Origin of the sequence: Eubacterium sp. LMAG:50, from assembly GCF_008680265.1 — a bacterium.
Taxonomy (GTDB): domain Bacteria; phylum Bacillota; class Clostridia; order Lachnospirales; family Lachnospiraceae; genus Eubacterium_U; species Eubacterium_U album.
This window is the reverse complement of record NZ_NALP01000006.1, coordinates 45,606-58,695: the sequence shown is the minus strand read 5'-3', so window position 1 is coordinate 58,695 and position 13,090 is coordinate 45,606. Positions and strand designations below refer to the sequence as shown.

Annotated in this window: 14 protein-coding genes and 1 other annotated feature; all 14 genes read right to left on the bottom strand. The window is 32.5% G+C overall.

Going from position 1 to position 13,090, the window contains the following annotated elements; all coding sequences use genetic code 11:
- Positions 1-12: 12 nt before the first annotated feature.
- Positions 13-306 (bottom strand): ribosome assembly RNA-binding protein YhbY, encoded by a 294-nt coding sequence (gene yhbY / locus CCC31_RS03040; RefSeq protein ID WP_022089586.1) that lies wholly within the window; start codon positions 304-306, stop codon positions 13-15.
- A gap of 51 nt (positions 307-357) precedes the next feature.
- Positions 358-1,641: a GTPase ObgE gene (obgE, locus tag CCC31_RS03035; RefSeq protein ID WP_022089585.1), complete on the bottom strand. Its 1,284-nt coding sequence runs from the start codon at positions 1,639-1,641 to the stop codon at positions 358-360.
- A 101-nt stretch (positions 1,642-1,742) separates the two neighbouring features.
- The gene (gene rpmA / locus CCC31_RS03030; protein WP_117909360.1) at positions 1,743-2,027 is read right to left on the bottom strand and encodes a 50S ribosomal protein L27; all 285 of its coding nucleotides are present in this window, start codon (positions 2,025-2,027) and stop codon (positions 1,743-1,745) included.
- A 2-nt stretch (positions 2,028-2,029) separates the two neighbouring features.
- Positions 2,030-2,353 carry a ribosomal-processing cysteine protease Prp gene (locus tag CCC31_RS03025; RefSeq protein WP_022089583.1) on the bottom strand — a complete coding sequence of 108 codons (324 nt, stop codon included), beginning with the start codon at positions 2,351-2,353 and terminating at the stop codon, positions 2,030-2,032.
- A 30-nt stretch (positions 2,354-2,383) separates the two neighbouring features.
- A complete protein-coding gene (rplU, locus tag CCC31_RS03020; RefSeq protein ID WP_022089582.1) occupies positions 2,384-2,692 on the bottom strand; it encodes a 50S ribosomal protein L21 in 309 nt (102 codons plus the stop codon).
- Positions 2,693-2,999: 307 nt separating this feature from the next.
- Positions 3,000-3,500: an isochorismatase family cysteine hydrolase gene (locus CCC31_RS03015; RefSeq protein ID WP_022089581.1), complete on the bottom strand. Its 501-nt coding sequence runs from the start codon at positions 3,498-3,500 to the stop codon at positions 3,000-3,002.
- Between the two features lie 130 nt (positions 3,501-3,630).
- Positions 3,631-4,410, bottom strand: a complete 780-nt coding sequence (gene trpA, locus CCC31_RS03010) for a tryptophan synthase subunit alpha (protein ID WP_290849609.1) — start codon at positions 4,408-4,410, stop codon at positions 3,631-3,633.
- Positions 4,403-5,587, bottom strand: coding sequence for a tryptophan synthase subunit beta (gene trpB / locus CCC31_RS03005; RefSeq protein WP_290849607.1), 1,185 nt, complete (start codon positions 5,585-5,587; stop codon positions 4,403-4,405). Before trpB ends, trpA begins: the two co-directional genes overlap by 8 nt.
- A 177-nt stretch (positions 5,588-5,764) precedes the next feature.
- Positions 5,765-6,019: a binding site (T-box leader), on the bottom strand.
- A 101-nt stretch (positions 6,020-6,120) separates the two neighbouring features.
- Positions 6,121-6,816 (bottom strand): ElyC/SanA/YdcF family protein, encoded by a 696-nt coding sequence (locus CCC31_RS03000; RefSeq protein WP_022089578.1) that lies wholly within the window; start codon positions 6,814-6,816, stop codon positions 6,121-6,123.
- Between the two features lie 10 nt (positions 6,817-6,826).
- The gene (locus CCC31_RS02995; protein WP_290849604.1) at positions 6,827-8,272 is read right to left on the bottom strand and encodes a response regulator; all 1,446 of its coding nucleotides are present in this window, start codon (positions 8,270-8,272) and stop codon (positions 6,827-6,829) included.
- A gap of 3 nt (positions 8,273-8,275) precedes the next feature.
- Positions 8,276-9,367, bottom strand: a complete 1,092-nt coding sequence (locus CCC31_RS02990) for a histidine kinase (protein ID WP_022089576.1) — start codon at positions 9,365-9,367, stop codon at positions 8,276-8,278.
- Positions 9,368-9,384: 17 nt separating this feature from the next.
- The gene (locus CCC31_RS02985; RefSeq protein ID WP_290849602.1) at positions 9,385-10,566 is read right to left on the bottom strand and encodes a ribonuclease E/G; all 1,182 of its coding nucleotides are present in this window, start codon (positions 10,564-10,566) and stop codon (positions 9,385-9,387) included.
- Complete coding sequence (locus CCC31_RS02980; protein ID WP_290849600.1) at positions 10,559-11,236, bottom strand: TIGR03936 family radical SAM-associated protein; 678 nt, start codon at positions 11,234-11,236, stop codon at positions 10,559-10,561. Before CCC31_RS02980 ends, CCC31_RS02985 begins: the two co-directional genes overlap by 8 nt.
- A complete protein-coding gene (locus CCC31_RS02975; RefSeq protein WP_290849599.1) occupies positions 11,220-13,088 on the bottom strand; it encodes a TIGR03960 family B12-binding radical SAM protein in 1,869 nt (622 codons plus the stop codon). The genes CCC31_RS02980 and CCC31_RS02975 overlap by 17 nt, the downstream gene beginning before the upstream one ends.
- Between the last annotated feature and the right edge of the window lie 2 nt (positions 13,089-13,090).

Genomic DNA, 13,090 nt, shown 5'->3' with positions numbered 1-13,090 from the left:
ATCACCTTAATTTTACGGAAGAATTATTTTTCTATCCTTTTCTTCTTTAGCCGGTCTGTATAATACGATTTTTCTTCCTGTAACAGCTACTAAAGTTGATTTTGTACGTTCTGCAATAACCTGTCCGACTTCTCTACAATCATCAAAGCAGTTCTTTAAAACAGAAATTTTTATAAGTTCTCTCTTAGCAAGTGCTTCGTCAATTGCTTCTGTAAGCTCAGGTGTTACACTAGACTTCCCAACCTGAAAAATCGGATCCATTGTAGCAGCTAATTTTCTTAAATATGCTCTCTGCTTACTTGTCATATCTATCTCACCTATTCCATTACTATGGAATTTCCTTTCTTTCGAAAATTATTATTTATAATAATCAAATTCATGTCCATATATCTTAACTGTATCTCCATCAGTTATACCTAATGCTTCAAGTTCATCTAAGATACCATTTTCCTTCATGAAATTCTGGAAGAATACAAAACCTTTTTCTGATTCAAGATTTGTATATCCTAACATTCTTTCAATACGAGGACCTTCTATAGAATATAAACCATCTTTAATTTTTTCAACTGTATAAGGATCTTCTACGTTGTCAAAGAACTGTTTTGGATCATATTCCTGTTCAAATACAGTTGGGGCATCATCGAATTCATCAAGCATTTCTCTAACATGATATAACAATTCCTTGAGTCCTTTACCACTTACGGCTGAAATTGGATAAACCTTAATTTCCGGTTCAAATTCTTTCTTGATGTCATCAATAATAGTATTGCTTTCTCCATAAATTGCATCTATCTTGTTTGCTGCAATTACCTGTGGTCTGTTAAGCAAATCAGGATTATATGCTTCTAATTCAGCATTAATTGCCTTAATATCTGCAATTGGGTCTCTTCCTTCAACAGAAGCGGCGTCAACCATATGAATAATCACCTTTGTACGCTCAATGTGTCTTAAAAATTCATGTCCTAAACCTACACCTTCGGATGCTCCTTCAATAAGTCCCGGTATGTCTGCAATTACAAATCCTTTTCCTCCAGGCAAATCGACAACACCCAAGTTAGGATTTAAAGTTGTAAAATGATAATTAGCAATTTTAGGTTGCGCATTTGTTACTCGTGATAAAAGTGTTGATTTTCCAACATTTGGGAAACCTACTAAGCCAACATCTGCAATAACCTTTAACTCTAAAATTACGTTAAGTTCCATTGCCTGCTGTCCCGGTTGTGCGTATTTAGGGGCCTGCATAGTAGGTGTAGCATAATGCTGATTGCCTTTTCCTCCACGACCACCATTTAAAACTGTTACGCGCTGATTATCTCCGCTCATGTCAGCCACAACTTTACCTGTTTCGACTTCACGAATAACTGTTCCTTCAGGAACTTTTATAATAAGGTCTTCACCATTTTTTCCATGTTTATTCTTCTTACCGCCATCTTCACCCGGCTGAGCCTTGTAATTGCGGTTATGTCTAAATTCGTATAAAGTATTTAATCCTTTATCTACTTCAAAAATAATATCGCCACCACGGCCACCGTCTCCACCATCCGGTCCGCCATTTGGCACATATAATTCTCTCCTAAAGGAAACGTGTCCGTCTCCTCCTTTTCCTGATTTAATATAAATCTGTGCACGATCTGCAAACATTATTTATACCTCCATCTCAAACTAAATTAATAGAGTTACAAAAATTATATATAAAAGAAAAGCTTCAAACCACGAATGATTTGAAGCTTTGAAATCATTAATTATTCTGCTACAGGATAAACAGAAACCTGTTTCTTGTCTCTTCCTTTTCTTTCAAATCTTACGATACCATCTGATGTAGCAAATAATGTATCATCACCACCACGGCCAACGTTAACACCTGGGTGAATCTTTGTACCACGCTGTCTGTAAAGGATGTTTCCAGCTTTTACAAACTGTCCGTCTGCTCTCTTAGCGCCGAGTCTCTTTGATTCTGAATCTCTACCGTTCTTTGTAGAACCAACACCTTTTTTATGAGCGAAGAACTGAAGGTTCATCTTCATCATAGCTATACCTCCTTAAAATCTAATGTTATATACTCTTTGTTTTCGTTTTCAATCTCCCTTAACCCAAGGGCAAGAGAATCAATCAGCAATTCTGATTTACTGCCAGGTTTATATGAAAAAATTAATCGAATTAACCCTGCTTCTTCATCTGTATCCAATAAAAATTCATCATTAGTAAATGTTTCTATTGAATTAATGCAATTAATGGTTAAAGCTGAAATAGCCGCACAGACAATATCTTCACCTGCATCAGCATATCCTGAATGACCACTAACCTCAAAGCCTTTATATAAACCCTGTTGTTTAAAAATTGTTACCTTAGTCATAAGATAATCCCTTCTAAACTCTAACTAAAATTAAGCATTGATCTTGTCAATTTTAACTTCTGTGTACTGCTGTCTGTGACCATTTTTCTTATGATAACCAGTTTTTCTCTTGTATTTGTAAACGATAACCTTTTTAGCCTTACCGTCGCCAACAACTGTTGCTTCTACTGTAGCTCCAGCTACTGTAGGTTCACCAACTTTAACTTCGTCTCCGCTTACGAGAAGAACCTGGTCAAATGTATATGTGCTTCCAGCTTCAGCACCGAGCTTTTCAACTCTGATTGTTTCACCTTCAGAAACCTTATACTGTTTTCCACCTGTTGCTATAACTGCGTACATACGGCACCTCCTATTTAACATTACTCGCCAGTTTCGGTGATTGCAAAAAGCAATACTTATAACCACACTGAGCGGCATACTCATATATATTATCATATAGATATATGGATGTCAAACACATTATAAAAATTTATTCTTATTTTCTGTAAGTATTTTTTCATCCAATAATAAAGCATTAGTCCATGATAAATTATAAAAAAGTATTATGTCATTAAAAATTTATTTACCATTATATTATGATGCCAGGCAAAAAACAACTTTAATGTCTTCGGATTGTTACGTGCTACGTATTTCAACAACCCCGGCATCATATTATATTAATCTGACAAGACTTTGCTGTTGCAATAGCTGCTGCTTTCGATTCAGGTGTTACTCCTGCTGTTGCATCTTCGACAATATTTATTTTTATTTCAGGATAAAATGCTTTAATAATAAGTGCATTGGATATAACACAAATATCTGTGCAAAGGCCTACTAAAACAACTTCGTCAAAATTATCTAACTTACCTTTCCAACCATTAAATCCAAATGATTCTTTATCAATTATTTCTGCACCATCCGTATTTAATATATCGTGTATCTGCCATCCGTGTGTATTTTTTATACAATGTTTTACAGGTAAATTTTTTCCTTCCTGAGTATCAAGATAATTTTCGTAATGAGTATCTCTTGTAAAAAATAAATTATCATAATCTTTTTTATCTATTAAATCATTTACATTTGGCAATATATTTTGTGCTTCATTTGTCCCTAAAGAACCGTCTATAAAATCATATTGCATATCTATTACTATAAGCGCTTTTCTCATAATTAATATCTCCTTGTAATATAGAGTGTAAATATCTTTATTAATATTAACATTTTTCTAATACAATGCCAATGATTAGTTAATGTAAAAAAGGAACCAACGTCATCCGTCGGCTCCTTTAAACGCAACATTAATTAGCTTTCATTACAGCTTCTTTCATGCTTTTTACATATTCATTTATATATGGAAGACAATCTTTTCCATATTTAGCTACAATTTTTACAATGGCACTTCCAGCAATTGCACCATTGGAATATTTAGCTACGTATTCTGCCTGCTCAGGCGTTGCTATACCAAATCCAAAAGCACATGGAACATCAGTTGTTTCACGAACTAATTTTATCATTCCTCCTAAATCAGTATTAATATCACTTCTTACACCTGTTACTCCTAACGATGAAACACAGTATATAAATCCTGTTGCTTCCTTTGCTATCATTTTAATTCTGTCATGAGATGCCGGTGCAATTAATGAAATTATATCTACATCATGATTTTTACATTCATCTGCTATTTCATCTTTTTCTTCGTATGGCAAATCAGGAATAATTAATCCCTGTATTCCACATTCATTACATCTGTCCAAAAATTTGTCGACGTCATATGCGTAAATTGGATTAATGTAAGTTAAAAATACTAATGGTACCGAGACTTCATCTTTTATATCTTTTAATGCGTCAAACAATTTATCGGTTGTACATCCATTTGCCAACGCTCTCTCATTTGCCTCCTGAATAATAGGGCCTTCTGCAATTGGATCGGAAAATGGTATTCCGATTTCAATTAAATCTGCCCCTGCTTTTTCCATTTCTTTAATGATTTTCTTAGTTGTATCTAAATCAGGATCTCCGCCTGTTACAAATGCAATAAATGCTTTTCCATTTTCAAATGCTTCATGTATCTTACTCATAAATCTCTACTCCTCTATATCTTGCTATTGCTGCTACGTCCTTATCTCCACGTCCGGAAACATTAACTACAATTATTTTGTCTTTATCTAAAGTTGGTGCATACTTCATTGCATATGCAATTGCATGTGAACTTTCAATTGCCGGAATTATGCCTTCTGTTCTTGATAAATATTCAAATGCATTAACTGCTTCATCGTCAGTTATTGAAACATACTGTGCACGACCTGTTTCATTTAGCATTGCATGTTCCGGTCCGATTCCAGGGTAATCAAGTCCTGCAGAAATTGAATAAACAGGTGCAATCTGACCATATTTATCCTGGCAGAACAATGATTTCATTCCATGGAAAATTCCTATTGCTCCATTTGCAACAGATGCTGCGTTTTTAGGAGTATCAACACCAAGCCCTGCAGCTTCACAGCCAATTAATTTAACAGATTTATCTTCTATAAAATTATAAAAAGCTCCCATTGCATTTGAACCTCCACCTACGCAGGCAATTACTGCATCAGGAAGTTTTCCTTCTTTTTCCATTAACTGTTCTTTTATTTCTTTGCTGATTACACTCTGGAAATCACGTACAATTGTTGGAAATGGATGCGGTCCCATTACTGAACCTAAAACATACAATGTGTCATCAACACGTCTTGTCCATTCTCTCATTGCTTCATTTACTGCGTCTTTTAATGTCATTGTTCCAGATACTACAGGATGTACCTTAGCACCTAAAAGTTCCATTCTAAAACAGTTTAAAGCCTGACGCTCTGTGTCTACTTTTCCCATATAGATTTCACATTCCATTCCCATAAGTGCAGCAGCTGTAGCTGTTGCAACGCCATGCTGACCTGCTCCTGTTTCAGCAATAACTCTTGTTTTACCCATTTTCTTAGCTAAAAGAACCTGACCTAAAACATTGTTTATCTTATGAGAACCTGTATGATTCAAATCTTCTCTCTTTAAATAGATTTTTGCCCCACCTAAATCCTTTGTCATATTTTCTGCATAGTATAACAAAGATGGTCTTCCCGCATAATTTTTCATTAAGCCATCAAGTTCCTTTACAAATTCAGGATCATTTTTGTAATGCTCATATGCTTCTTCAACTTCTTTAACTGCATTCATTAATGTTTCAGGAACATACTGTCCTCCAAATTCTCCAAATCTTCCTTTTTTCATAGTGTCTCCTTTCCAATTGACTGCCTGAAAGAATTAGCCATCTTTCATACAGAATCGGTACGTTTCAAGTAAAAATGTACATCCATTAAAGATTCCCTCTTTTATCGAGTCACATTATTCTTTTTAGCGATACATTATTTCATAAAAGAAATTTAAAATAAAAAAAGCTTCTGTCCCAAAAGGGACAAAAGCTATAAATTCATAAACTTCTGCGGTACCACCCAAATTAATGTGTATCACATTCACTCATTCACATACCAACATATGCTACTTCCTATAACGGTGAAGATCCGTCAGCACTACTTCCATAATATCCGGTTTCGAACTGCCCTCACAAGTCCATTCATTACCTTAGATTTATTGTCTCACACCAAACGACAACTCTCTGAAAAATCGTCCCGATAACTACTTACCCTTGCTCATCGGTTTATTAATTTGTGTTAATTTTATGCATTGTTTATGCATTTGTCAAGTTACACTTATTTATATTTTAAAATATTGTAAATTTTCACGAAATTATTTGTGCAAATATGCTATTTATCATTTGTAATATCTCCGCTATCTTCAAGAGAAATCTTATCGCCTAAATAAGTTGGTTCGGGTTTATATATCAATTTAAAGAAATCTTTTGCTCTGGCAATCCACTCTCTAAATACACGATATTTTTGCTTAGCCAGATAATCTCTTTTATCTGCAGACACGCCATATGCTTCAATCCCTAATTTTTTCGCTATATATAACGCTCTGGTCAAATGATATTTTTGACTTACAATAACGATTTTTTTTACGCCAAATATTTCTTTAGCTCTATACATAGAATCATATGTTGAAAATCCGGCATGATCCATGAAGATGTCATCTGATGGAATTCCATCATTTATAGCATAATCTTTCATTGTATTAACTTCATCATAAGAAACTCTTCCATGGTCTCCTGACATAATTATTTTGGGCGAAGCGTTAACATTATACAGTTCTTCAGACGTCAAAATTCTATCTTCAAGCATCCAAGTAGGTTTTCCACTTGGTGCAACACCTGCTCCAAGTACTAAAATACAGTCTGCATCCATATCTTTGCATTCGTCTACACTAAGAATTTTTGATGATGTTACTGATTTCATATATATGTTAATTACTGCAATAACTATTACTATAAATGCAATTATTATAAACATCACAATAATTAATCTTAAAATTATTTTTCTTAATAGTATTTTCTTATTTCCCATAACTGTCCCTTTAGCCTAAATTATTTCGATACTGTGACGGTGTAAGTCCTGTGATAGCCTTAAATGTTTTCATGAAATGTTTCTCATGTTCATAACCGACAGCCTGAGATATTTCATTTATTTTCATATCTGTATCAGTTAATAACTTTTTAGCTTCTCCAATTCTGATATCCTTTAAATAGTTTACAAAATTTGTTCCTGTATACTGTTTAAATGTAAAAGAAAATAAAGAATAGTTCATGGAAACATAATTTGACACTACTGCCATATTTAAATCAGTTGCGTAATTTTCCTGAATATATTTAATTGCATTTTTTATTTTGATATTTGCCTTATGCTCATCAATATCTGTACTTACAAGTTCATCAAAGCCTCTAATCCAGCGTTTGACAACTTCCATATATTCATCTATTGTCTGAAAACTATAAATATCTGATAATTCCATAATATCATCTTCTCCAACTTTAAGAGTGTTCTGATACACTTTAATAGTTGTATTAAGAATTATTTCCATTTGTTCTTTAAATTCATTTATGTAATATTTTCTGGCTTTAACACCATCAACAAATGATTCTAACTGTTCAATAGCTTCATCTAATTTATTTGAACAGATAAGATTAGCTGTCTGCATCATAAATTTAACACCATATTCATATTCTTCATCAGGTTTACTAAACTGGGCTGCATCCACACGTTTAATCATAGTTTCAAATGCGGTTTTTCTCATTGTTGCTGCTTCATGATATGCCTGTCGCAAATCTAAAAGATTATAATATACATTGCTTATTCCGATGTAATAATTATCAAATGATTTTAGAACTTCATCTTTATACTCTGAATCTACGATTAAAATGTTAAGAGAATCCTTACCTTCAAGATAATAATATTTTCCATCCATTTCATCATCAATTTCACTTTCAGGGCAGCTAAAGCAACAAACCACAAAGTTTTTTACCTGAAAATACGCTCTTGCCATTTCAGTTATACTTTGCATTTCCTTATGAGTAACATTATCGTATATCATCATATACTGCATCTGCTGATATACTACCTGCCTCTGCTTTTCATAAGATTCTTTTTCCTCAGTAATTATGTCATCAAATTTTTTCAAAACCTTTGCCAGCTTGTCTCTGTCAACAGGCTTCAATATGTATTCGTTTACACCATTTCTCATCATTTCAACTGCATAGTCAAATTCATCAAATCCACTTATAGCTGCAATCAATGGCTTTTTTGTCATTTTCTGGATTTCTTTTACTAATGAAATTCCGTCCATTTTTGGCATCCTAATATCCGTAAACATAACATCTACATTTTGTTTTTCTAATATTTCCAGAGCAGCTAATCCATTATTACATTCAATTATTTCTTCTACATCAACACCCGAACGTAAAACCATGGACTTAATACCCTGTCTTATCAGTTTTTCATCTTCAACAATCATTAATGTCTTCATATGCTACTGCTTCCTCTCTAACGGTAATTGAATAACCACTTTAGTAAATAACCCTTTCTTTGAGAAAATATCTATTCCGTACTCTTTTCCAAAGAACATCTGAATTCGTTCATTTACGTTCCTTAGCGCACGACCATGCTCCTTTGAATCATCTTCATGGGGCAAATATAGATTAACTTTAATCTCTTTCAATTTTTCCTCGTCCATACCTTTACCGGCATCAGAAACTTCTATTGCCAGAATATTTTTTTCTACAATATCATATACCTTTATATAAATTGAAGTATCTTCAGCCATATCCTCTATACCGTGGTATACTGAATTCTCAACTATTGGCTGCAAAGTCATTTTTGGAATTTCAATATCCATATATTGTTCCGGAATATTTAGCGAAAGATATATTTCATAATCAAATCTTAAATTTAAAAGATTTAAATATGTCTGGACATATTCTAATTCTTCCCTTAATGTAACTAAACCCGAAGTCCATTTCATACTATATCTGAACATCTGACCAAGTGATGTTATTGCATCAGATATTTCATAATCACCTTTTATCTCCGCCATCATCTTTATGCTTTCCAAGACATTATACATAAAATGAGCATTAATCTGATTTTGTAGTGATTTAATCTCAACATTCTTCATTAACAGCTGCTTTTTAACATTTTCTTTATTAAGCTGCTCTATATGATCTACCATATCGTTAATCTGATGCCCTAGCATAGCAATCTCGTCATCTCCATCTTCAGGCACATGCATATTATTTGTAGATGAAATTTCATTGAAATTAGCAGAAAGTTTTCTAAATCTCTGAAAAATTTTAAAAATAAGCATTGAAACTGAAATAAACAGCGCTGAAGACATTATAAAGATTATGGCTATATATCCACATTCTTTTGAGTTCAAATCATTGTCCATAAGTAACATAATCATGACCACACATATACATATGTATATTATCAAAATCCACCAAAACGTTTTCATGAACATTGATTTATATTTTTTTTCTTTTTTATTATTTAGATAACTTTCTATATCATTTATATCTTCTAAATCATCTAAATCTATGTTTTCATGCTTTTCTTCTTTCATATTTTCCTCATAACATATTATTTCTGAATTATTTCGTATAAAGATTTTTTTCCTTTTTTTCTTGTAATTTCCATCAATCCTAACTTTGTAATATCAACTGCAATGCATCTTGAATAATCATATTTAAGAATTTCATTCATCTTGTTAAGTAATATCTGTTCATTTTCCTTATTTCGCATTGAAATAAAATCAACAATAATAATTCCCGAAATATTTCTGATTTTCAACTGTCTGGCAACTTCATGCGCAGCCTCAATATTTATCTTATAAAATGTTTCTTCTTTATTTGATTTCAGTTCAGCTTTTCCCGTGTTTACATCAATTACAGTCAATGCTTCTGTCGGCTCTATGATCAGATATGCTCCTGAATTTAACCATACTTTTTTATTTATTCCGGACATAAGATGCTTTTCCAATGAATAGCATTTGAATAAAGGCAAATCTCTATCATAAAAATTACAGTTAATTTTGTTTTTTGAAAGTTCATCGAAAATCTGTTCCTTATCAGTAATAACAATTCCATTTTCTTTATCGATAAATTCCTGACATTCTTTTGTTAAGATTGACTCATTTTCTTTAACTATAGATTTTCCTTTTAAATGCATAGCTTTGTTTTTTATTTCTTCAAGCTGATTTATCAGATCTATGATTTCACCTTCAATCATTTGTTCTTTTGCATCTTTTGCTGATGTTCTGGCAATAAAACCATATTCATCGTTTTTATACTTATCAAGTATTCTTGTTAGCTGATTTCTTGTTGTCTTGTCCTGAATTTTTTTAGAAATACTTATATTAGTATTTCCAACTGTAAGTACACAGTATTTTCCCGTCAGATTGATATTTGATGTTAGTGAATAATCTTTAGTTTTAATTTTATCTCCAGACACTTGAACTAAAATTTTGTCACCCTGGCATACTTTATTGTTATTTTTTACATTTAAGAAAAATGGGGCATTATCATTCAAAGAATAATATCCCTTCAAGTCATTTCCAAATTCAATAAATGCTGCATTTATATTTTTTACTACGTCTTTTACATATCCAATATAAATATTACCAACAACAGACTCGCTATCCATATAAGTTATTCTTTGTAACTTTTCTTTATAAAAATAAAATCCCAATAATTTGTCATTATAAAAATCAGATAAAATCAATTTTGATTCTGACTCATTTGTTAAACCATCAGTACTACTCAATTGTCTCTCCTATTTCATCTAAAGGAACTAATTTATGATCCACCATACAATACATTTCATCTCTTTGGTATGTAATTAATGACGGAATATCTTTTTGCAAATAATTAAACAATGATGAAACAACTAAATCCGGTTTAAGGTTAGAAGCACTACCTTGAGCAACTTTCATAAACAACCCTTCGTCCGTTAGTTTTAGTTCATATATCCACGGTTTAATATCAATTTCTTTCTCACTTTTTTTCGTTTTCTTTAAAACAACTATTTCCGGCTGACTTAAATATACTACCAAATCATCTTTAGTTAATAATTTGTTAAGGCCTAGTGCCGTATAATCTGCTCCAGCAATGATTGCCATACAATTCTTTGCGTTATCATCAAGTAACTTATATTTTAAAACTTCAATTCCTTCTACATTTGCCTCGTTAATACGTTTTATCATTTCATTAGAGCTATCTGTAGAGTTAACTTCAATATCAAAATATTCACCATTGCTTACTATGCCAACTCCAAGCGGTGCTGCAAAAGACATTTTCTGATGTGGTGAAAATCCTTCCGAATAACAAATATCAACATTTGCTCTACGCATAACTTTTTGAAAATATCTCATCGTGTCAAGATGTCCAATAAATTTCATGTGTCCCTGTTTAGAGAATTTAATTCTTATTTTCATAACATATTCCTCCTCCAAATGAGTTTGCACCACATCCCGAACATCTTGTCATGCAGTTTGGTGTAACCTTTTGTGCCTGTGAATTATGGTATTCACGAAGCAAAAATTCTTTTGTAATTCCCGCATCTATAAAATCCCACGGGAATATTTCATCCTCACTTCTTTGTCTGCTTATATAGAAGTCCAAATCCACATTCGTTTCTTCAATAGCCTCTTTCCATTTTTCAAAATCAAAACTTTCAGACCATGAATCATATAGACAGCCTTTTTTATATGCTGATAATAATGTCTTTGATAATTTTCTGTCTCCTCTTGCAAAAAGACCTTCTAATACACTTACATCAGCTTCATGCCAATTATATTTAAGGCTTTTTCTGTTGAGCATAGATTTCATCTTGTCATTAACAATTTTAGCTTTATCTAAGAATTCAGGAATAGTGTTCATTGGAGACCATTGAAAAGCTGTAAATGGTTTTGGCACAAAAAATGATGTGCTTGCCGTAATCTGGCATTTTCCAATACGTTCTTCTTTTGGAACAGTAGCATAATATTCTTCTGCAATCTCTTCGCAAAGTTCCATTATTCCTTCTATATCATCTGTTGTTTCACCGGGAAGTCCTAACATAAAATATAATTTTACTTTATTCCATCCTGCTTTAAATGCAAGTCTTGAACCATTAAGTATATCTTCTTTTGTAAGTCCTTTATTTATTACATTTCTCATTCTCTGAGTTCCTGCTTCAGGTGCAAATGTAAGCGAACTTTTCTTTACATCCTGAACTTTACTCATTATGTCGAGCGCGAATGAATCAATTCTAAGTGACGGTAATGAAATATTTATATTTTTTTCTTTAAATTCATCAATCAGGAAATTAACTATTCCCTTTAACTGTGAATAGTCACTTGTACTCAATGAGCTTAATGAAATTTCCTCATGGCCTGTTGATTCAATCATCTTTCGTGCAGTATCTTTTAATTTTTCAAGACTTTTCTCTCTTACAGGTCTGTAAACCTGACCCGCCTGACAAAATCTACACCCTCTTGAGCAGCCTCTCATAACTTCAAGTACAACTCTATCCTGTGTTGCTTTAATAAAAGGAACTAAAGGCTTAGTCGGATAATATACTTCATTCATATCAAGAACTATATCTTTTCTAACCTTATCCCTTGCATTCTCATTATTTTTTATCATTTCTTTAATTGTTCCATCTTCGTTGTATGTAACATCATAAAACTGTGGAACATATATACATGATAAATGGGCTGCTTTTTCTAAAAATTCTTTTCTCGAACCACCATTTTTTTTATTTTCTTTATAAATGTCTAATAACTCATCATATTGAGTTTCGCCCTCACCAATGTAGAACATATCAAAGAAGTCTGCAATTGGTTCCGGATTGTATGAGCATGGACCTCCTCCAATAACAATAGGGTCGTCCTCTCCACGCTCTGTAGCAATTAAAGGAATTTTAGATAAATCTAAAATCTGTAAAATGTTTGTATAACACATTTCATATTGTAATGTTATACCTAAAAAATCGAAATTTTTTATAGGTTCCTGACTTTCAATTGCAAATAACGGAATATCTTTTTCCCTCATTATTTTATCCAAATCAAGCCATGGAGAATAAACTCTCTCGCAATAAGTATCTTCACGTCTATTAAACATGTCGTAAAGAATCTGTATTCCTAAATGTGACATTCCAATCTCATATACATCAGGAAAGCACATTGCAAATCGTATATCCACTTTTTCAGGATCCTTTACAATCACATTAACTTCATTTCCAATATATCTTGCCGGCTTATCTACCTGCAATAAAATCTCATCTGATAATGCTAATTTTTTCAAAA

Bases quoted from the DNA above. Each gene is read 5' to 3' on its own strand.
- CCC31_RS02990 (WP_022089576.1), bottom strand. From the start codon at position 9,367: ATGAAAGAAGAAAAGCATGAAAACATAGATTTAGATGATTTAGAAGAT.
- CCC31_RS03015 (WP_022089581.1), bottom strand. From the start codon at position 3,500: ATGAGAAAAGCGCTTATAGTAATAGATATGCAATATGATTTTATAGAC.
- CCC31_RS03025 (WP_022089583.1), bottom strand. From the start codon at position 2,353: ATGACTAAGGTAACAATTTTTAAACAACAGGGTTTATATAAAGGCTTT.
- rplU (WP_022089582.1), bottom strand. From the start codon at position 2,692: ATGTACGCAGTTATAGCAACAGGTGGAAAACAGTATAAGGTTTCTGAA.
- CCC31_RS03000 (WP_022089578.1), bottom strand. From the start codon at position 6,816: ATGGGAAATAAGAAAATACTATTAAGAAAAATAATTTTAAGATTAATT.
- rpmA (WP_117909360.1), bottom strand. From the start codon at position 2,027: ATGATGAAGATGAACCTTCAGTTCTTCGCTCATAAAAAAGGTGTTGGT.
- obgE (WP_022089585.1), bottom strand. From the start codon at position 1,641: ATGTTTGCAGATCGTGCACAGATTTATATTAAATCAGGAAAAGGAGGA.
- trpA (WP_290849609.1), bottom strand. From the start codon at position 4,410: ATGAGTAAGATACATGAAGCATTTGAAAATGGAAAAGCATTTATTGCA.
- yhbY (WP_022089586.1), bottom strand. From the start codon at position 306: ATGACAAGTAAGCAGAGAGCATATTTAAGAAAATTAGCTGCTACAATG.
- trpB (WP_290849607.1), bottom strand. From the start codon at position 5,587: ATGAAAAAAGGAAGATTTGGAGAATTTGGAGGACAGTATGTTCCTGAA.
- CCC31_RS02980 (WP_290849600.1), bottom strand. From the start codon at position 11,236: ATGAAAATAAGAATTAAATTCTCTAAACAGGGACACATGAAATTTATT.
- CCC31_RS02995 (WP_290849604.1), bottom strand. From the start codon at position 8,272: ATGAAGACATTAATGATTGTTGAAGATGAAAAACTGATAAGACAGGGT.